This window comes from Gordonia sp. GONU, assembly GCF_024733855.1.
Taxonomy (GTDB): Bacteria; Actinomycetota; Actinomycetes; order Mycobacteriales; family Mycobacteriaceae; genus Gordonia; species Gordonia amicalis.
Genome location: NZ_JANRHB010000024.1, coordinates 41,964 through 60,530, shown reverse-complemented (window position 1 = coordinate 60,530; position 18,567 = coordinate 41,964). Strand labels below are relative to the sequence as shown.

18 protein-coding genes and 4 tRNA genes are annotated in these 18,567 nt (G+C 68.4%); 14 read left to right on the top strand and 8 right to left on the bottom strand.

Going from position 1 to position 18,567, the window contains the following annotated elements; genetic code table 11:
• Positions 1–117 precede the first annotated feature (117 nt).
• From NWF34_RS18515 to NWF34_RS18505, 3 genes are all read right to left on the bottom strand, one after another.
• A complete protein-coding gene (locus NWF34_RS18515; protein ID WP_258325740.1) occupies positions 118–1,425 on the bottom strand; it encodes a trans-acting enoyl reductase family protein in 1,308 nt (435 codons plus the stop codon).
• Between the two features lie 44 nt (positions 1,426–1,469).
• Entirely contained in the window at positions 1,470–2,549 is a 1,080-nt protein-coding gene (locus tag NWF34_RS18510) for an AbrB family transcriptional regulator (RefSeq protein ID WP_258325739.1), read from the bottom strand.
• 62 nt (positions 2,550–2,611) lie between these two features.
• Positions 2,612–3,229 (bottom strand): class I SAM-dependent methyltransferase, encoded by a 618-nt coding sequence (locus NWF34_RS18505; RefSeq protein WP_258325738.1) that lies wholly within the window; start codon positions 3,227–3,229, stop codon positions 2,612–2,614.
• A gap of 61 nt (positions 3,230–3,290) precedes the next feature.
• Between NWF34_RS18505 and menD the strand changes: the two genes are divergently transcribed.
• Both menD and NWF34_RS18495 read left to right on the top strand, forming a co-directional pair.
• Entirely contained in the window at positions 3,291–4,967 is a 1,677-nt protein-coding gene (gene menD, locus NWF34_RS18500; protein ID WP_258325737.1) for a 2-succinyl-5-enolpyruvyl-6-hydroxy-3-cyclohexene-1-carboxylic-acid synthase, read from the top strand.
• A 53-nt stretch (positions 4,968–5,020) separates the two neighbouring features.
• Positions 5,021–5,626 (top strand): hypothetical protein, encoded by a 606-nt coding sequence (locus tag NWF34_RS18495; protein ID WP_006435283.1) that lies wholly within the window; start codon positions 5,021–5,023, stop codon positions 5,624–5,626.
• Here the strand turns inward: NWF34_RS18495 and NWF34_RS18490 are convergent.
• The gene (locus NWF34_RS18490) at positions 5,613–6,230 is read right to left on the bottom strand and encodes a Type 1 glutamine amidotransferase-like domain-containing protein (protein WP_006435284.1); all 618 of its coding nucleotides are present in this window, start codon (positions 6,228–6,230) and stop codon (positions 5,613–5,615) included. The genes NWF34_RS18495 and NWF34_RS18490 overlap by 14 nt on opposite strands.
• Before the next feature lie 113 nt (positions 6,231–6,343).
• Here NWF34_RS18490 and NWF34_RS18485 point away from each other — a divergent pair, with 113 nt between their 5' ends.
• Both NWF34_RS18485 and NWF34_RS18480 read left to right on the top strand, forming a co-directional pair.
• Positions 6,344–7,498, top strand: coding sequence for a glycosyltransferase family 1 protein (locus NWF34_RS18485; RefSeq protein WP_258325736.1), 1,155 nt, complete (start codon positions 6,344–6,346; stop codon positions 7,496–7,498).
• Between the two features lie 81 nt (positions 7,499–7,579).
• Positions 7,580–8,287 (top strand): demethylmenaquinone methyltransferase, encoded by a 708-nt coding sequence (locus NWF34_RS18480; protein ID WP_258325735.1) that lies wholly within the window; start codon positions 7,580–7,582, stop codon positions 8,285–8,287.
• A gap of 231 nt (positions 8,288–8,518) precedes the next feature.
• Here NWF34_RS18480 and NWF34_RS18475 read toward each other — a convergent pair whose 3' ends face one another.
• Both NWF34_RS18475 and NWF34_RS18470 read right to left on the bottom strand, forming a co-directional pair.
• Positions 8,519–9,553, bottom strand: coding sequence for an oxygenase MpaB family protein (locus tag NWF34_RS18475; protein ID WP_258325734.1), 1,035 nt, complete (start codon positions 9,551–9,553; stop codon positions 8,519–8,521).
• A 162-nt stretch (positions 9,554–9,715) separates the two neighbouring features.
• The gene (locus tag NWF34_RS18470; RefSeq protein WP_258325733.1) at positions 9,716–10,990 is read right to left on the bottom strand and encodes a geranylgeranyl reductase family protein; all 1,275 of its coding nucleotides are present in this window, start codon (positions 10,988–10,990) and stop codon (positions 9,716–9,718) included.
• 119 nt (positions 10,991–11,109) lie between these two features.
• On the opposite strand from NWF34_RS18470, the gene NWF34_RS18465 reads away from it, so the two are divergent.
• Positions 11,110–12,126, top strand: coding sequence for a polyprenyl synthetase family protein (locus NWF34_RS18465; RefSeq protein ID WP_258325732.1), 1,017 nt, complete (start codon positions 11,110–11,112; stop codon positions 12,124–12,126).
• Between the two features lie 199 nt (positions 12,127–12,325).
• Here NWF34_RS18465 and htpX read toward each other — a convergent pair whose 3' ends face one another.
• Positions 12,326–13,183, bottom strand: coding sequence for a zinc metalloprotease HtpX (gene htpX / locus NWF34_RS18460; protein WP_258325731.1), 858 nt, complete (start codon positions 13,181–13,183; stop codon positions 12,326–12,328).
• A 199-nt stretch (positions 13,184–13,382) separates the two neighbouring features.
• Positions 13,383–13,874 (bottom strand): YajQ family cyclic di-GMP-binding protein, encoded by a 492-nt coding sequence (locus NWF34_RS18455; RefSeq protein ID WP_006435294.1) that lies wholly within the window; start codon positions 13,872–13,874, stop codon positions 13,383–13,385.
• 150 nt (positions 13,875–14,024) lie between these two features.
• Here NWF34_RS18455 and NWF34_RS18450 point away from each other — a divergent pair.
• From NWF34_RS18450 to rplK, 9 genes are all read left to right on the top strand, one after another.
• A tRNA-Tyr gene (locus NWF34_RS18450) sits at positions 14,025–14,105 on the top strand.
• Positions 14,106–14,223: 118 nt separating this feature from the next.
• Positions 14,224–14,296 (top strand) — tRNA-Thr (locus NWF34_RS18445).
• A gap of 21 nt (positions 14,297–14,317) precedes the next feature.
• Positions 14,318–14,391: transfer RNA gene (locus tag NWF34_RS18440), tRNA-Met, on the top strand.
• Between the two features lie 93 nt (positions 14,392–14,484).
• A complete protein-coding gene (gene rpmG / locus NWF34_RS18435) occupies positions 14,485–14,652 on the top strand; it encodes a 50S ribosomal protein L33 (RefSeq protein ID WP_003929651.1) in 168 nt (55 codons plus the stop codon).
• Positions 14,653–14,891: 239 nt separating this feature from the next.
• Positions 14,892–15,989: a fused (3R)-hydroxyacyl-ACP dehydratase subunits HadA/HadB gene (locus NWF34_RS18430; RefSeq protein ID WP_258325730.1), complete on the top strand. Its 1,098-nt coding sequence runs from the start codon at positions 14,892–14,894 to the stop codon at positions 15,987–15,989.
• Between the two features lie 378 nt (positions 15,990–16,367).
• A tRNA-Trp gene (locus NWF34_RS18425) sits at positions 16,368–16,440 on the top strand.
• Between the two features lie 39 nt (positions 16,441–16,479).
• Complete coding sequence (secE, locus tag NWF34_RS18420; protein ID WP_258325729.1) at positions 16,480–16,962, top strand: preprotein translocase subunit SecE; 483 nt, start codon at positions 16,480–16,482, stop codon at positions 16,960–16,962.
• A gap of 67 nt (positions 16,963–17,029) precedes the next feature.
• Positions 17,030–17,878, top strand: a complete 849-nt coding sequence (nusG, locus tag NWF34_RS18415; protein ID WP_258325728.1) for a transcription termination/antitermination protein NusG — start codon at positions 17,030–17,032, stop codon at positions 17,876–17,878.
• A 178-nt stretch (positions 17,879–18,056) separates the two neighbouring features.
• Entirely contained in the window at positions 18,057–18,491 is a 435-nt protein-coding gene (rplK, locus tag NWF34_RS18410; protein WP_258325727.1) for a 50S ribosomal protein L11, read from the top strand.
• Positions 18,492–18,567 lie beyond the last annotated feature (76 nt).

Genomic DNA, 18,567 nt, shown 5'->3' with positions numbered 1-18,567 from the left:
TCAGGCGAGCAGCTCAACGCTGTACTGACACCGAAGATAGCACCGGTCCGCGCACTCGTCTAGCACTCTCGGACGGAGAGTGCCAGACGATGTGCGAACCGGTGCTCGCGCACCGGTTCAGCCGAGTTCGGTTGCCTCGATGGTGAATCCGGCGTCGCGGAGACGGTCGATGAGGGCGTCGCCCATGGCCGCAGCGGTTGTCAGGACCCCCGTGCGAGCCGGCAGTCGGTCACGGTCGAGCGCGAGCGCCAGGGCGCTCTCGGCGAGCATCACCGCGGTCGCCTTGTAACCCGGGTCGCCCTGGGCGCGCATCTGCGTGCGGTAGCGCCGGCCGGTGGTTGTCCGCGTGAACGTCTCGACCACGAAATAACCACTGTTACGGGACTTCTCGCTGGGACCGTCGCCCGGCTTCGGGAGGACGCGGTCGAGGAGGCGACGGGTGGGACCGAAGCTCATGGCACCCATGAAGGCGCCGGTCCCGACGGCCACCGCGCCGGCCGCCAGCGTCGACACGGCCGGGACGCCGCCGACGTTCATCGTCTCCGCGTAATGGAAGTTCGAGCCGTAGGCGTTGTCCAGCAGCGCATTCGAACGCCGAACGATCCGGGTGTTGTGTGCCGCCATGAAGAACGGGGCGAGGGTGCCGCGCAGCGAGGGGTCGACCTTCTTGGCGCTGATGATCGACAGGTCGCTCGGTTCGTCGGACATGCTGACCCGCGGGACCTCGCCGGGACCGCCGGACAGGGCCTGCGGGTTGAGCATCAGGCGCCGGGCCTGCGAGTTCCTGGCCTCGTCGGCGATGACCCGCATCGAGTCGATGGTGCCGCCGGACAGGCCGCCGCGCATCGATTTCACCACCAGGGTGGTGTCGGTCATCTCGCCCGCCCCGTCCTCGGCGACCTTCTTGTAGAGCGCGTAGGTGGTGATGTCGGACGGGACGGAGTCGAATCCGCAGGAGTGGACGATGCGTGCACCCGAGGCGACGGCGGTGTCGTGCGCCTTGTCGATGGAGTAGCGGACGAAGGGGACCTCGCCGGTGAGGTCGACGTAGTCGGTCCCGGCGGTCGCGGCCGCGACCACGAGTGCCTCGCCGTATTTCAGGTAGGGGCCGACCGTGGTGCAGATGACCTGCGTGCGGGCCACCATCGCATCGAGCGCGGCCGGCGAGTTGGAGTCGGCGACGATCAGGGGCCAGTCGTGCGCCCGGAGCGGCAGTCGTTCGCGAACCTTGGCGAGCTTGGACTCGTTGCGGCCGGCAAGCGCGACCTTGGTGCCGATCGGGGCGTGGTCGGCGAGATACCGGGCGGTGATCTCGCCGACGAAGCCGGTGGCGCCGTAGACGACGACGTCGAACTCGCGGCCGTGCGAACCGGCGGCGGGCCGGTTCTCGTTGCTGGATGTCTCGGTGGTGGATTCCCCGCTCATCTCTCCGACCTTACGTGGGACGCGGGTCACATGTGACCGGGGAGTCAGATCCTTCTTCCGCCTCCGCGCCGGGACGCGGCCCGTGCCGCGAACGGCGCCACGAAGAGCATGAGGAGCACCCGCAGGATCTGGGCCGCGACGACGAAGGCCACGTTGCCGCCCGCGCCGGTGGCCGCTGCCAGGACGGCGTAGATGCCGCCGGGGGTGGTCGCGAGATAGCAGTCGAACATGGACTCGCCGGTCCATGCCGACAGTGCAACGCCGAGCAGGGCGCAACCGACACCGATGGCCAGGATGAGGACGAGCGCATAGGGCAGGACCCGTCCGATCTCTCGAAGACGCTCCATGGTGAAGCCGAGTCCCGCCTGCCAGCCGATCAGCGCGTAGGCCACGGTGAGCAGGATCGGAGAGACCGCGGCGTCGCCGGCGATGCCGGTGAGCTCGGCGGCCGCCGAGAACGCGAGCGGACCGAGCAGCCCGGCGGCCGGGAGGTGCAGCAGTCGTCCGACGGGGATGCCGACTCCCAGGCACACCCCGAGCAGCAACAGACCCCACGCCTGATCGGTCCACGACGCCGGGAGGATCTCCACGGTGCCTTCGCCTGCTCCGAAGACGAGGGACGCGACGAGCGGGATGGTGACGGTGACCAGCGCGACCCGTAGGTACTGGATGACCGCGACCATCCGTTCGTCGCCGCCGAACTCGCGGGTGAGGGCGACCAGCCCGGAGGCGCCGCCCGCCACGAGCGCGAGCGAACCGGTGAGCGGGTCGACGTCGCGATGCATTCCGAGCAGAGCGCCGCAGACGATCGAGATGGCCAGGGTCGCGATGCCGATCACCAGCACCGGGAACCACGACGAGCCGAGTCCGCTCACCGTCTCCGGATCGGCCACCGTGCCGATGTAGACGCCGAGCACACCCTGCGACGACACGAACGCCCAGCGTGGCACGATCGGGGCGTCGGGATCGTCCGTGGAGTTGCGGCGTCGCGGCGCCCGCCCGGCGATGGCCAGCAGGCCGGCGACGACGAGACCGGCGAACAGGGCCGCCGCGTCGACGTCGAAGATGTCGAGGATCAGCGTCGCGGCCGCGGTCAGAACGGCCAGCAGTGTCCAGCGACGCATTGGAACCACAGTAGGGCAGCACCCCGGCGGTGCCGCGCGAGGTCGAGGCGGGCGGAGCGGGGTCAGGCAGGTACTGCGGTGCCCAGGCTCAGGGCCCCATGCGGTTTCGGGACTCCCGGTTGATAGAAGGAGTCGACGCTGCCGAGTGTGAAGCCCGCCGCCGTCAGTTCGGCCCGTACGTCACGGGTCAGGTGACAGCCGCCGACGAGGCGCTTCTGCATCGGCTCGAGGCGGTGCTGCCAGCGGCGCACCTTCTCGTCGGGCGCCAGACCGTGTTCGAGGAAGCCGAGGGTGCCGCCCGGACGCAGGACGCGGCGGATCTCGGTGAGGGCTGCGCGCAGGTCGGGGATCGTGCACAGCGTGAACGTCGACAACGCGGCGTCGAAGGAGTCGTCGTCGAACGGCAGCTTCTGGCCGTCGAGCCCGGAGCGCTCGATGGGCACGGACGACTCCGCGACCCGGTCGGCGGCCATCCGCCAGCCGACATCGGAGGGCTCGACCGCAGCGACCTCGGTGATCGTGTCGGGATAGAGCCCGACATTGAGACCAGAGCCGAAGCCGACTTCGAGCGTCCGCCCGCTCAGCGGGGCGCAGGCGCGTTGCCGCAGTGGTGTCAGGGCGGACATCCCGCATGCCAGGTGGACCAGATGCGGGACGACGCGGTCGTCATAGAATCCCACGCGACCAGCGTAACGCCGCTCCCGGCGCATCGCCCGGAGTTCGAGTCCCTAGGCTTGAGGAATGAATCGACCGGGTCCGAATCCATCGACGCTGCAGGCGCGGGTCATCGTCGACGAGTTGATCCGGGGTGGCGTGCGGGAAGCCGTGCTGTGCCCGGGGTCCCGGAACGCGCCGCTGGCCTTCGCGCTGCACGCCGCCGACGTCGCGGGCCGACTGCGGCTGCACGTCCGCATCGACGAACGATCGGCGGGTTACCTGGCACTGGGACTGGCGGTGTCGTCGAAGGAGCCGGTGCCGATCGTCATGACGAGCGGCACCGCCGTGGCGAACATGGGGCCGGCGGTCTTCGAGGCCAACTACGCCCGCGTGCCACTCGTGGTGATCAGCGCCAATCGGCCCTATGAGCTGCTCGGATCCGGCGCCAACCAGACCGTCGAGCAGTTCGGCATCTTCGGCACCCAGGTGCGTGCCGCGATCAGCCTCGGCCTCGCCGAGCAGGACCTGGACACCAACAGCCAGTGGCGGTCGGCCGTCGGACGCGTGCTCGCCGCCGCGCGCGGTGCACGTACCGGAAACGCCGGACCGGTCCAGTTCGACATCCCGCTGCGTGAGCCCCTCGTGCCCGATCCGGACGAGGTCGGTGACGATGACCTGGGCTCGTTCGCCGGACGACCCGGCGGACTGCCCTGGACGCAGGCGCCGGTCGGCAAGCTCGACGTCCCGCTGTCCATCGACCTGTCGCTGGACACCGTGGTGGTGTCCGGTCACGGTTCCGGTGAACATCCCGCGCTCGCCGGTGTGCCGACGGTCGCCGAACCGACCGCCCCGCATCCGGCGACCCCGCTGCATCCCCTCGCCCTCGACTCGGTGCGTCCCCGCCAGGCGATCATCTGCGGTCGTCCGACCCTTCATCGCGGGGTCTCCCGGCTGCTCGCCGACCCCGAGGTCCGGGTCTACGCGCTGACCACCGGCCCGCGATGGCCCGACGTGTCGGGCAACGTCTATGCGACCGGTACCCGCATCGAGGTGGCCGGTGAACCCCGTGAGGACTGGCTCAAGGAATGTGCCGCGGTGCAGGAGCGGGTGGTCGGGGCGGTCGCCGCGGAACTCGACGAACCGGGTCCGACGACCGGCCTCCACGTCGCCCGTGCCGTCAGCGACGCGATGGCGCCGGGCGACCAACTCGTCGTCGGCGCGTCGAATCCGATCCGCGACATCGCGCTGGCCGGGCGGGTCGCCGAGCGCGTGCGCGTCCTGTCCAACCGTGGCGTCGCCGGCATCGACGGGACCAACTCGACGGCCATCGGCGCCGCGCTGGCCCTCGACCACGAACGTCCCGGGGCCCGGACCATCGCCCTCATGGGTGACCTCACCTTCGTCCACGACGCCACCGGCCTGGTCATCGGGCCGGGGGAGCCGCGGCCCGACTCGCTGCGGATCGTCGTCGCGAACGACGACGGCGGTGGGATCTTCGGTCTGCTCGAGCAGGGCGACCCGCGCTACAACACCGGGCAGTACGCCGGCGCCTACGAGCGTGTCTTCGGAACCCCGCATCACACGGACATCGCGTCGATGTGCGCGGGATTCCGCATCCCACACCGGCGGGTCGGCGTCGACGAATTACGCGCCGTACTGGCCGAGGAACCGGCGGCCGGCGGAATAGAGGTGATCGAGGTCGCCACCGATCGCGATCGGCTGCGGTCGGTGCACGCGGCGATCGCCGCCCGGCTGCGGTAGTCCCCGCGACGGCGGTCCCGTCGCGGCCGACGCCGCCGGTTACCCTGAACGGCATGAATCCGGTGATCCAGCGGCGCGTGCAGCTCGGGCTGCTCGTCGTCGGTCTGACCATCACCGCGATGGCGCTGTCGCTGATCGCCGGCTGTTTCAAGAACGACTCGGCGATCGAGGCCAGCAAGGCCACCGTGATGGCCGAGGTGGTCTCGGTGGACGCACTGCACGCCGCGGTCGACTTCCAAACCCCCGACGGCTCGTTCCACAGCCCGCGCTTCGGTCTGCTGTATCCCACCGAGCTCAGCGAGGGGCAGCGCATCAGCGTCGAATATGCCGCGTACAACCCGGATCTCGCGCGACCGACCGGGCGTACCGCGATGCTCTCGATCATCCCGGGGCTGTCGGTGGCCGTCGTCGGGTGGCTGGTCGTCGGCCTGCTGATGGTCGGGGTTGCGGAGTTCAGCCGACGCCTGGCTCGCCGGAATGCGGAGAAGTCCGGCGGTGACGATTCGGCCGGTGCCGATTCGGGCAGTGACGATTCGGCCGATGCCGACCTGGTCGGCGAGAACGCGGACTCGGCGGCTGCCGCCGAGGACCCGGTTGTCGACGTTGTCGAGGACCCCGGTCCGGGCGCGACCGACGCGGAGTCCCTCAGCCCGCGATGACCGTGGTGGTTCCTCCGGAGACCACGAGTGCCTCGTCGTCGCGCAGGAAGTGCAGCGGATGGTCGGCGAACTCCTGACGCGTCCGGTCGATCGGTCCGCGCCCTCCGACGGTTCCCTCCGCATGCGGTACGACCGTGACGTCGATCAGTTCCAGGCCGGTGGTCGAGGCCAGGGGCGCCGCCTCGGCCGGGTTGTCGAGTAGCGCGAGCGGCGCGATGTCGGGACCGGTGACGGCCGCGCCGGCACTGACCCCGATGTAGGGCAGACCGAGCCGGACCGCTGCGACGAGAGGACGGTCGGCCCCGGCGTGGCGGAGAGCACCCAGGAGATGGAAGACATTGCCGCCCGCGACGAACACCGCGTCGACCTCGCCGAGCGCGCGGGTGAACGTGGCCGCCGGGATGAGTTCCGGATCGATGTCGACGACCTCGAATCCCTGCTCGCGCAGGGAACCGCGGTCGAGGTCGAGCCAGGCCTGGTCGGGATAGATCGACGACGCGGTCGGGATGAAGCCGATGCGCGCACCGGTGCCGACGCGCGGCACGAGGAAGTCGTGCACCGGGGTCAGCCATCGGCTCAGCAGGAGTAGGTCGGTGTCGGGCACACGTCCACTGTGCATCACGCCCGGGATTCGGGTCGTCGGGTGTTCACCGGGTGTTGCGGGACGTGTCACGCACTGCGTCACTGCCCGTCAGGTCGACGGGTCAGGGTCGGGGCATGCGCGTCGCGATCGTCGCCGAGAGCTTCCTCCCGCAGATGAACGGGGTGGTCAACTCCGTCCTGCGGGTCGTCGAGCATCTGGAATCCACCGGCCACGAGGTGGTCGTCATCGCCCCGGACACACCGCGGAGATGTTCTTCTGCGCCGCGGATCGTGGGGCGGCGGACCGCGGTGCACCTGGTGCCGTCGGTGCGGGTTCCGCGGGTGACGTCGCTGCCGGTCGGGGTTCCGATGCCGCTGCTGTACCGGGTGCTGCGCGACTTCGGGCCCGACGTCGTGCACCTGGCCTCCCCGTTCGTGGTGGGCGCGGCGGGCGCGGTCGCCGCGCGCGCGCTGGGCGTGCCGGTGGTCGCGGTCTTCCAGACCGATGTGGCCGGGTTCGCGGCGTCGTACCGGCTGGGTGCGGTGGAGAAGGCGGCCTGGCGATACACCCGCCTGTTGCACGAGATGTGCGATCTGACGCTGGCGCCGTCGAGCGAGACGATGACCGCCCTCGCCGTGCGCGGCGTGCCGCGGCTCCGGAAGTGGGGGCGCGGCGTCGACCTCGACCTGTTCGCGCCGGACCGTCGGGACGAGGCTCTGCGCGCGCAGTGGCGGCAGGACCGCGACCACGCGCTGGTGTGCGGATTCGTGGGTCGGCTGGCGCCGGAGAAGCATGTCGAACGGTTGGCCGGGCTGTCCGGGGACCCGCGGGTGCGGTTGGTGATCGTCGGCGACGGTCCCGAACGCGCTCGCCTCGAACGCTTGATGCCGGATGCGGTGTTCACCGGCGAGCTCCGCGGCGACGCGCTGGCCCGGGCGTACGCCTCGTTCGACGTCTTCGTGCACGCGGGCGAACACGAGACGTTCTGTCAGACGATCCAGGAGGCGATGGCCAGCGGCCTGCCGGTCATCGCCCCCGCTGCCGGCGGACCGTGCGATCTGGTGACGCCGTTCCGCACCGGGTACCTGCTCGAGGTCGCGCGATTCGAGGCCGCCCTGCCGGCAATCGTCGACTCCCTGCACGACGACGCGGTGCGTGCCGCATTCGGCCGTGCGGCCGTGCAGGCGGTGCGGTCCCGGACGTGGCCGGCGGTGTGTGCCGAACTCGTCGAGCACTACCGCTCGGTGACCGGCGTGGGCGTCGCGGCCGAGTTCGACCGGCCCGCCTGATCACCGGGACACCGGCCGCGGTGGCGGCGTGCGGCGTACCTCACGCTCGTCGTGGCGCCGGCGCGCGGTAGCGTGAGCGGCATGGCATCGACGGGCGCGAACCCACCTCAGCGAGCAAGTCTGGAGAAGGATCCGGCCGAGGTCGCGGCCATGTTCGACGGCGTCGCCCGACGCTACGACATCACCAACACGGTGCTGTCCTTCGGGCAGGATCGCGGGTGGCGCAAGAAGACCCGCAAGGCGCTCGACCTGCGTCCGGGTGACATCGTGCTCGACCTCGCGGCCGGGACCGCGGTGTCGACGGTCGAACTGGCGTCGTCGGGCGCCCACTGTGTGGCCGCCGACTTCTCACTCGGCATGCTCAAGGCCGGCGCCCACCGCGACGTGCCCAAGGTCGCGGCCGACGCGCTCTCGCTCCCGTTCGCCGACGACTCCTTCGACGCGGCCACCATCTCCTTCGGGCTGCGCAACGTCAACGATGTCCCGACTGCGCTCGCCGAGCTGCGTCGTGTGCTCAAACCCGGTGGGCGACTGGTGGTCTGCGAGTTCTCCACGCCGACGTTCAAGCCGTTCCGCACCGTGTACATGGAGTACCTGATGAAGGCGCTGCCGGCGGTGGCGACGAAGGTGTCGAGCAGCCCGGCCGCGTATGTCTACCTGGCCGAATCGATCCGGGCCTGGCCCGACCAGTTCGCGCTGGGCGACCTGATCCGCGACGCCGGCTTCGACCAGGTGCGCTGGGAGAACATGACCGGCGGGATCGCGGCGATCCACTCCGCGCGAGCCTGATCCGGATCGGTGTCGCGTGCGACATCAATCCGGTTCCGCGACAACAGCTGACGTCGCGCTTCCCGACTGAAGTCGCGCGCGACTTCGTTTCGGCTCCCTGAGGTGCAAGCGTCCGCCGCCTCCGCTCCCTGAGGTGCGAGCGCAGCGAGCCTCGAAGGGTCGGCGACGTCATCTCACCAGGCCTTCGAGGCTCGTCGCTTGCGCTCCTCGCACCTCAGGCGGCTAGGGGGGTCAGGAACCGGTCGCCTGCGGTGCGTCCTCGGCGATCAGGTCGTGCGGGACCGGGCAGCCGGTAGGCGCGGACTGTGCTGCGCCGGAAGCCTTCTCGGGATTCGACGCGCCGGGGACGGGGCAACCGGCCCCGAAGGTGCCGAGTTCCTCGAGGCGATAACCGTTGGGGTAGCTGCGGATCTGCTTGGTCTGACGGCCGAACAGCGGCTCGGTCCGCGGCGGGAAGAACAGCCGGATCGCGAGACCGCGGGCCTTCAGTCCACCACGCACCAGGATACGTTCGACGACGGTCGGCTTCGGGTACTTGAACGCGTTGAGCAGGCGATCGTCCATGAGCGCGAACGACATCCGGCGTACGACCGCGCGGGGGAGCAGCTTGTAGGGCATGAAGGTGCCGAGCAGGTCGAGGGTCGAGTCCGCAACGGCCAGGGCGTCGGGACTGAAGGCGAAGTTGGCCGTCTCGTAGTCCTCGTAGAACTGCTTGAAGCCCTCGTAGGTCTCCGGGATGTCCTTGATGCCCATCAGCTGACCGAGCCGGCGATAGTAGTTCGTGAGTCCCCGGACCTCGTGGCTGGTGAGCTTGCGCCACTCGTAGGCGTTGACCCACTCCACCGGGCACACCACGAACGTCGCCAGCACGTAGAGGAAGTCGCCGTTGGAGATGTCGTACATGCCGTGCATCTGGTTGATGCGCCGGATGCCGGCGCGTCCCAGCGGACTGTCGACGCCGTGCTCGATCGGCGCGTCGAGCAGGAGGACCGTGTCGTCGTAGCGCTTCTGCGTCGACTCGGTGAACTGGCTCGTCTTGTACAGCAGGTCGCCGATCGACGGCACCGCGTAGGTGCGGAACAGGGCGAAGCTCAGCGCCTGGGTGATTCCCCAGGGGAACTCCTGGGTGCCGAGTGCCCGGGCGATCGCCGTTGGGTCGCTCTCGGCGTCCATCCGATCGATGTCGCCACGCAGGTGATAGCGCTGTGCCACCCGGTTCTGGACGGCGTGCTTGGCGCGGGTGGCGAGAGTGGATGCAGTGGGCATCGTGCATCTCCTGGGTCGGCGGTTGGTCATGATTGTCGCATGTGTGGCCGAGGCCACACGTGTTGGAACATTACCGCCTCTATGTCTCATTGGGCGTGTCGGGGTGGCGAGACGTCACAATTTTTCCCGCGTGGACCGCGCCCGCCGGCCGCACATCGAGGTTCAGGCGAACGGCGGCCGCGGATCGATGCGGCTGGAGATGCGACCGACGGTCCGCCAGGCGCGGGCGACGAGGTCGGCGTCCTCGTCGGTGATCAGGTTGCCCATGACGCGGACGACCAGTGACATCAGCTGCGGTGACCGGATGCCCGGACGGCCGAGCGTGGGCACTGTCTGCGGCATCGTCAGGAGTCCGGCGAGGCGTCGGGCGGCGGAGAACGCCAACCCGTAGTGGCCGACGAGGATGTCGCGCCAGCGGCCGGTGTAGTCGTCGGCGCCGAGGAGTTCGACGGCCAGCCGGGCGGTCTCCATCGCGTAGTCGATGCCCTCGCCGTTGAGCGGGTTGACGCAGGCGGCGGCGTCGCCGATCAGCATCCAGTTGCGGCCCGCGACCCCGGTCACCGCGCCACCCATCGGCAGCAGGGCCGAGGCGATACGGACCGGCGGTCCGCCCAGTGCCCATTCATCCTGCACCATGGCGGCGTAGTGCTCGAGGATCGGGCGAAGTGCCATGTGCGCCGGTCGTTTCGAGGTCGCGAGCGCGCCCACTCCGACGTTGACCAGTCCGCCGCCCGCGGCGCCCAGGGGGAACACCCATCCGTAGCCGGGGAGGAGTTCGTCCTCGGGGCCGCGCAGCTCCAGATGCGAGCCCATCCAATGGGAGTCGGCACGTGCCGATGGCGCGTACGCGCGCGCCGCGACGCCGTAGGCCGTGTCCCGATGCCATTCGCGGCCAAGGGCTTTGCCCAATCCCGACCGCACACCGTCGGCGACGATGAGGTCACCCACCCGCACGGTGTGGGTGTCGCCGCCGGCGGAGAACGTCACCGCGCCGACCCGGTCGCCGTTCATCGTCACGTCGATTGCCTTGGCGCCCTCCACCATTCGGACGCCGGTGCGCACCGCGTGGGCACGGATCGCGTCGTCGAACTCGGTGCGGGCGACCGCGCTGCCGTACGCGGGGAAGCGTCCCGAGGGCCAGCGGACCTGCTGGCGCGCGCCCCACCCGTTGAGGAGCAGGCCGTCGATGCGCGGCCGGTCGGCCACCAGAGAGCCGAGGCCCAGGGCGTCGAGCTCGGCGACGGCGCGCGGGGTGAGTCCGTCGCCGCACGTCTTGTCGCGCGGGAACACCGCGGCGTCGACCAGGACGACGTCGCGTCCGGCCGCGGCGGCATGCGCGGCGGCCGCCGACCCGCCCGGTCCCGCGCCGACCACCAACACGTCCGCGTGGTCGGGGAAGGGGGCAGCGTCCTGGGGCGTCGTCTTCTCAGGGCTCACCCGAACAGTATGTCCGTAGCCCCGACCGGATAGGCTCGGCAGGCAGGTGGGGCGACGAGGACACTCGGGCATCCGCCACCACGAATTTGCCGGATCAGACGAGATGGGGCGGCGTAGCTGTGAAGTCCACATTCGCCGGGTTGGACCTGGTATCGGATGAGTTCGCCGAAACGGTGCGCTCCTCGTTGCAGAAGGTCGAGGACCTGCTGCTGAGCGAGCTCTCGTCCGGGGACGACGTCATGACGGAGGCGGCGACCCACCTGGCCAAGGCCGGTGGCAAGCGGTTCCGGCCGATGTTCGCCATTCTCGCCTCGCAGTTCGGGCCGCGTCCCGACTCGCAGGACGTCATCACGTCGGCGACCGTCGTCGAGATGATCCACCTCGCGACGCTGTACCACGACGACGTCATGGACGAGGCCTCGATGCGCCGCGGCGCTCCGAGCGCCAACGCGCGCTGGACGAACTCCATCGCGATTCTCTCCGGCGACTTCCTGTTCGCCCGCGCCTCCCGACTGGTGTCGACGCTGGGCCCCGAGGCCGTGCGCATCATCGCCGAGACCTTCGCCGAACTCGTCACCGGCCAGATGCGGGAGACCGTCGGGGTCAAACCCGGTGCCGACCCCATCGACCACTACCTGCAGGTGGTGTGGGAGAAGACGGGTTCGCTGATCGCCGCCGCCGCACGCTTCGGGGCGATGGCCTCCGGGGCGACCGCGGACGACATCGAGCGGCTGTCCCGGATCGGCGACATCGTCGGCGTCGCCTTCCAGGTCTCCGACGACATCATCGACATCAGTTCGGTCTCGGTCGAGTCGGGGAAGACCCCGGGCACCGACCTGCGCGAGGGCGTCCACACCCTGCCCGTCCTCTACGCGCTCACCGGCGAGGACGCCACGTCGGCGCGGCTCCGTGAACAGCTCGTCGGCCCCGACGGCAGCCCGCGGCCACTCACGGACGACGCCGAGGTGGCCGAGGCCCTGGAGTTGCTCGCCTCGTCGGCCGGTATGGCAGCGGCACGCGCGAAGCTGCAGAGCTTCGCCGACGAGGCCCACGCCATGCTCGCGGAGCTGCCGGAGACGCCGGCACACAAGGCGCTGTCGTCGTTGGTGGACTACACCGTCGAGCGCGTCGGGTAGGGGGCTTCGACGCGGTGCCTCGCTGCGCTCGGTACCGGCTCAGCCGGCAGGGGAGGTGCCTCGCTGCGCTCGGTACCGGCTCAGCCGGCCGGGGAGGTGCCTCGCTGCGCTCGCTCAGCCGGCCGGGGAGGTGCCTTGTTGCGCTTGCTCAGCCGGCCGGGGAGGTGCCTCGCTGCGCTCGCTCAGCCGGCCGGGGAGGTCAGCGACCGTTGCGGGCCATCTCCTGCAGACGCCGGATGCGTTCGGCGGTCGGCGGGTGTGTCGAGAACATGCGTGCCATGCGGTCGCCGGCGCGGAACGGGCTCTCGATCATCATGTGCGACTGCGCGGCGATGTCGGGCTGTGGCGGCAGCGGGGCGGCCTGGACGCCGCCGGAGATCTTCGCCAGCGCGGAGGCGAGCGCCAGCGGGTCGCCGGTCAGTTCGGCGCCTGATTCATCGGCCTGGAACTCGCGTGAACGTGACACCGCCATCTTCACCAGGGTGGCCGAGATCGGTCCCAGGAAGGCGATGAGGAGCATCGCGAGCGGATTGGGCCCGTTGTCGCGGCCGCCGAACGCACCCATGAACATCGCGAAGTTGGCCAGGCCGCTGATGACGGCGGCCATCGCGCCCGCGATCGAGCTGATCAGGATGTCGCGGTTGTAGACGTGCGACAGCTCGTGACCGAGCACCGCACGCAGCTCGCGCTCGTCGAGCAGCTGCAGGATGCCCGTCGTGCAGCACACGGCGGCGTTCTTGGGGTTGCGGCCCGTCGCGAAGGCGTTGGGGTTCTCGGTGGGGGAGATGTAGAGCGCAGGCATCGGCTGGTGGGCCGAGGTCGCCAGCTCACGCACGATGCGATAGATGACGGGCGCCTGCAGCTCGGTGACGGGCTGGGCGTGCATCGCCTTCAGCGCCATCTTGGCGCTGTTGAAGTACACGTAGGCGTTCATGCCCACGGCGAGGACAACCGAGCCCCAGAGGATCAGGGGGCTCTGGAACAGCGCACCGATTCCGACGATGATCGCCGACATCACACCCAACAGGGCTGCGGTCTTCAATCCGTTGAAATGCATCGCGGGTCCTCGTCTGTCGCGCGCCGACCGGTGGATGAAAGGCGCCTCGTTCATTCAAACGACGCAACGTCCGTTTGGGTTTCCGGCGGATCCGGTGCGATCTTGCACACACATCTCCGGCGGCCGGGCGTCGTGGTTCGGCGGGGTGAACGGCGACATCCCCGCCCGGCACGGATGGCGGGCGGGGACGTCGTCGAGGTCAGCGGTAGTTGACGAACTGCAGGGCGATGCCGAAATCCTCGCCCTTGAGCAGCGCGATCACGGCCTGCAGGTCGTCGCGCTTCTTGCTCGAGACGCGCAGCTCGTCGCCCTGGATCTGAGCCTTGACGCCTTTCGGGCCCTCGTCACGGATCTTCTTGGAGATCTTCTTGGCGTGCTCGGAGTCGATGCCCTGGACCAGCTTTCCGCTGATCTTGAAGGTCTTGCCCGATCCGACGACCTCGCCGGCGTCGAACGCCTTCAGCGAGATGTCACGGCGGATCAGCTTCTCCTTGAACACCTCGAGACCGGCCTGCGCGCGCTCTTCGGCGTCGGAGGTGATCACGATCGTCTCCTCGCCGGACCACTCGATACCGGTGTTGGTACCGCGGAAGTCGTAGCGCTGCGACAGTTCCTTGGCAGCCTGGTTGAGGGCGTTGTCGACTTCCTGGCGGTCGACCTTGCTCACCACGTCGAACGATGAATCAGCCATGTCCGACAGGTTATGCCATCGCCGCCGCGGGATCGGTGACAGCCCGCAGATACCCGTCCCTGACCAGCCGGTTTGCATGCGGCCGTATGGTTCGTTGTATTCTTCACCGCGTTGTTCGAACGACCGTCACGGCGGCCGTGGGAGCAGCACGGCAGGTTGCCCGAGCGGCCAAAGGGAGCGGATTGTAAATCCGTCGCGCAAGCTACATAGGTTCGAATCCTATACCTGCCACGGCGTGGTCGATGTTCACGAAAACTGCCCGACAGACGGTCTCTGACCAGCGATTTGTCTAGCACGGACGTGAGTGTGTAACCTCGTTAAGGCTCTCGGACAGAAATGCCCGGGGCACGCCCCCTTAGCTCAGTCGGCAGAGCGTTTCCATGGTAAGGAAAAGGTCGACGGTTCGATTCCGTCAGGGGGCTCGCTGGACGAGAAGTCCGCGGGGCGGTGTAGCTCAGCTGGTTAGAGCGCACGACTCATAATCGTGAGGTCGAGGGATCGAGTCCCTCCACCGCTACACATCGGGTCCGACCGGAACCGAGCGCAAGGGTCGCCAGCCCTGAGGGAACTGCCGAACCCGACCACGTACCACCCGAAAGAAGGCAATCAAGTGGCCTCCTCAACAGATGTTCGCCCCAAGATCACCTTGGCCTGCGAGGTGTGCAAGCACCGTAACTACATCACCAAGAAGAACCGCCGCAACGATCCCGATCGCCTCGAGATCAAGAAGTTCTGCCCGAACTGCGGCAAGCATCAGGCGCACAAGGAATCGCGCTAGACAACGCCTGTCGGCGATTCCGGTACAAGAACCAGCACACGGGCTGCCTCTGCGAAGAGGCGGCTCGTTTTGCTTGTTACCGGGTAGGGGGGTCGCCCGGTCACGAGGTGCTTCGCACAACTAAATAGACTCAATCGAGACAACACGCGCAGCGCGGCGCGGGTGGGTCGTCGACACACGGCCCACGTAGTCCGGTCCGGGCCCTCCCCGGATCGGTCATGCGAAGGGAGTAGTAGTCAATGTCAGACGCGAGTGGAACAGACCTCCAGGAGCGGGTCGCCGAGTCGAGGAACGGTGGCGCCAAGCTCACCCCCGAGGAGATCGCCGCGCACACCCAGTCGCTGGTCGGCTTCCATTACACCGTCGACGACTACTACGAGATCGGCCGCGAAGAGGTCCGTAAGCACGCCATGGCCGTGCAGGACGCGCATCCCACCCACTGGAGTGAGAAGGGTGCCCGCGAATTCGGACACGAGACCCTGATCGCCGCGCCCACATACGTCTCGGTCCTCGGCATCATCGCGCAGCGGAAACTGTTCGAGGACGTGATCACCGGCTACGACATGTGGCAGATCATGCAGACCGATCAGCGCCTCGTCTACCACCAGCCGATGAAGGTCGGGGATCGCCTGATCTGCGACGTCTCGCTCGAGTCGTTCCGTCACGTCAGCAGCCCCGAGATGATCGACCTGATGGTCACCAAGAACGTCATCTGGAACCAGCACGACGAGCCGGTCATGACCACCTGGACGTCGCTGGCCGCTCGTCCCGGCATGGACGTCGATCCCGAGCTCGAGGCCTCGCTCGACCACGTGATGATGAAGATCGACGCGATCGGGCATCCCGGGCACACCGTCGAGCCCAAGGCCGGTCGGTATGACCTGCCCGACCCGACCCAGTCGCCCGGCGCCTACGCCGCGGTGAACTTCGACACTCTCTCCGTCGGGCAGGAACTCACGCCCAAGCGGTACTTCCTCACGCGCGGAAACCTGTCCAACTACGCCGGTGTCGCCGGCGACCCGAACCCGATCCACTTCTCCGACCATGTGATCAACGCGGCCGGGATGGACGACGTCGTCGCCCACGGCATGCAGACGATGGGGCTCGGTGCGAGCTTCGTCTCCGAGTTCATCGGTGACCCGGCCGCCTTCTGCGAGTACAACGTGCGTTTCACCAGTCCGGTGTACGTCCCGGCCGACGACAGCGCCGCCGTCGACTTCACCGGCAAGGTCAAGTCCCTGGACCCGGAGACCCGGCGCGGCACGATCGCGATCACCGCGAAACAGGGCGACCGCCGGATCTTCGGCCGCGCCACGGTGGTCGTCCAGTTCAACTGACGCTCTCGACACCGACGGGGCCGACCGAACCGCGTTCGCATGCGACATCGTTCAGGCGGTGCGACGTCGATCGAGTTCGTGCATCCGGGTGGATGTCGTTGCAGGTCGCGGCGCGATGTCAGCCATGTCGGTGGTGGTGTCTCGGGGGCTCGGCGGGTGTCGCGGGGCCCGCAGCGTGTACGGTCGTCGAGGGAGCAGATGGAGCGCGTTTTGGGTCCACAGCCCCGGTGATCTACACTGAAGTGTCTGATTGATTCAGGCTTGCGCGCTACCCATAGGGTGGCGCGTTGGTTTTGTCGGCGATGAAACGCAGGCGCCGGTCGCGAGACCGGGTTTCGATCGGATGGCAGCGGAACCACCTCGGTGGGGAAGTCGCAAAGGGGCGTAGCTCAATTGGCAGAGCAGCGGTCTCCAAAACCGCAGGTTGCAGGTTCAAGTCCTGTCGCCCCTGCCCTGGTGAAGGGCACACGTTGACGAGAGGACCGCGAAGTTGAGCAAGCGAGACCGGGCTGCCCGCGCCAAAGAAGCCGCCGAGGGTTCTGCGGCCGATTCGGCAGCGGCTGAGCTCGACGGTCGCGACGAGGCAACTGGCGGTGCAGCGGCCGACGAGACGTCGACCGGCGCCGCCAAGGAGCTGCGTCCGTCCGGCAAGCGCTCGGCTCGTGGACGTCGCTCGTCGACCGGTGTATCCGGAACCGACGGAGGCACCGACTCCGACACGGGGTCGGCGGTAGCCATCAAGGAACGCAAGAAGAAGAAAAAGGCGTCTGCTGAGGACAGTCGGAATCCGTTCGTTCGGATCTGGTTGTTCCTCACGCAGGTCGTCGCCGAGCTGAAGAAGGTCATCTGGCCGACGCGGCGCGAGATGATCACGTACACGATCGTCGTGCTCGTGTTCGTCATCATGATGACCGCGTTCATCTCCGGCCTCGACCTGGCCTTTGCCAAGGGCGTCCTCTGGTTGTTCGGCTGACCCACGCGGTGGGTGGCCGGGCGAGCGGGAGCCGACCGGAGATGAACCATAAGGAGCGTGGGCTGCAGTGAGCACCCCGGAGAACGAACTCGCATCGACCGACGCCGTCGACGTGGCTGACACCGACGTCGACGCGGCCGTGACCGACGAGGTCGACGAGGCTGCAGTCGACGAGGCCGGTGACACCGAGGTCGGTGACATCGAGCTCGGGGCGGCCGCCGAGGGCGACGAGGCTCCCGCGACCGACGTCGACTCCGAGGACGCGTCCGCCGAAGAAGCGCCTGAAGAAGAGGTCGATCCGGTCGAGGAGCTGCGCAAGCAACTGCGCCGCGCGCCCGGCGACTGGTACGTGATCCACAGCTACGCCGGCTACGAGAACAAGGTCAAGGCCAACCTCGAGACCCGCGTGCAGAACCTCGATGTCGGCGACTACATCTTCCAGGTCGAGGTCCCGACCGAAGAGGTCACCGAGATCAAGAACGGCCAGCCCAAGAAGGTCAACCGCAAGGTGCTTCCGGGCTACATCCTCGTTCGCATGGAACTCAACGACGAGTCGTGGGGCGCCGTGCGCAACACCCCGGGTGTCACCGGTTTCGTCGGGATGACCAGCAAGCCGTCGCCGCTCTCCCTCAACGAGGTGCTGCAGTTCCTCATGCCGCGCGTGGAGGCCAAGAAGCCCGCCAAGGGTGGCACCGCCGCCGAGGGCGTCGAAGCCGCAGCTGCCGCCGCGTCGAACGTCATCGAGGTCGACTTCGAGGTCGGCGAATCGGTCACCGTCATGGACGGCCCGTTCGCGACGCTGCCCGCGTCGATCAGCGAGGTCAACGCCGAGCAGCGCAAGGTCAAGGTGCTCGTGTCGATCTTCGGTCGCGAGACGCCGGTCGAGCTCGGGTTCAATCAGGTCGAGAAGATCTGACCCTTCGAGGCTCGCTTCGCTCGCACCTCAGGGAGCGGGGAAAGCAGCCTCGCTCGCACCTCAGGGAGCGGGGAAAGCAGCCTCGCTCGCACCTCAGGGAGCGGGGAGCAGGGGAAACACAAGACTTTCACGTCTCCAGCGGGCGTGGATTCGCAAGGAAACAAGCAAGGAACAGAAGATGCCTCCCAAGAAGAAGAAGCTCGCCGGGATCATCAAGCTCCAGATCCAAGCAGGCCAGGCCAACCCGGCCCCGCCCGTGGGTCCGGCGCTCGGTCAGCACGGCGTGAACATCATGGAGTTCTGCAAGGCCTACAACGCGGCGACCGAGTCGCAGCGCGGCAACGTCATCCCGGTGGAGATCTTCGTGTACGAAGATCGCTCCTTCGACTTCAAGTTGAAGACCCCGCCGGCTGCGAAGCTGCTGCTCAAGGCCGCAGGCCTGCAGAAGGGCTCCGGCGAGCCCCACACCAACAAGGTCGGCAAGGTGAGCATGGACCAGGTCCGTGAGATCGCCAAGACCAAGTCCGAGGACCTGAACGCCAACGACATCGAGCAGGCCGCGAAGATCATCGCCGGTACTGCTCGGTCCATGGGCATCACGGTCGAGGGCTAGACCCGAACTCAGGGTCAGACCAACACAGTCATCACGTGGGAGGGCCGGCTCGGCCCGCACCACACACCCCGCCGTT

Coding starts and splice junctions, on each gene's coding strand:
- NWF34_RS18455 (WP_006435294.1), bottom strand. CDS start 13,874: ATGGCTGATTCATCGTTCGACGTGGTGAGCAAGGTCGACCGCCAGGAA.
- NWF34_RS18495 (WP_006435283.1), top strand. CDS start 5,021: ATGAATCCGGTGATCCAGCGGCGCGTGCAGCTCGGGCTGCTCGTCGTC.
- NWF34_RS18475 (WP_258325734.1), bottom strand. CDS start 9,553: ATGCCCACTGCATCCACTCTCGCCACCCGCGCCAAGCACGCCGTCCAG.
- NWF34_RS18515 (WP_258325740.1), bottom strand. CDS start 1,425: ATGAGCGGGGAATCCACCACCGAGACATCCAGCAACGAGAACCGGCCC.
- menD (WP_258325737.1), top strand. CDS start 3,291: ATGAATCGACCGGGTCCGAATCCATCGACGCTGCAGGCGCGGGTCATC.
- NWF34_RS18480 (WP_258325735.1), top strand. CDS start 7,580: ATGGCATCGACGGGCGCGAACCCACCTCAGCGAGCAAGTCTGGAGAAG.
- NWF34_RS18430 (WP_258325730.1), top strand. CDS start 14,892: ATGTCAGACGCGAGTGGAACAGACCTCCAGGAGCGGGTCGCCGAGTCG.
- rplK (WP_258325727.1), top strand. CDS start 18,057: ATGCCTCCCAAGAAGAAGAAGCTCGCCGGGATCATCAAGCTCCAGATC.
- htpX (WP_258325731.1), bottom strand. CDS start 13,183: ATGCATTTCAACGGATTGAAGACCGCAGCCCTGTTGGGTGTGATGTCG.
- NWF34_RS18485 (WP_258325736.1), top strand. CDS start 6,344: ATGCGCGTCGCGATCGTCGCCGAGAGCTTCCTCCCGCAGATGAACGGG.
- NWF34_RS18510 (WP_258325739.1), bottom strand. CDS start 2,549: ATGCGTCGCTGGACACTGCTGGCCGTTCTGACCGCGGCCGCGACGCTG.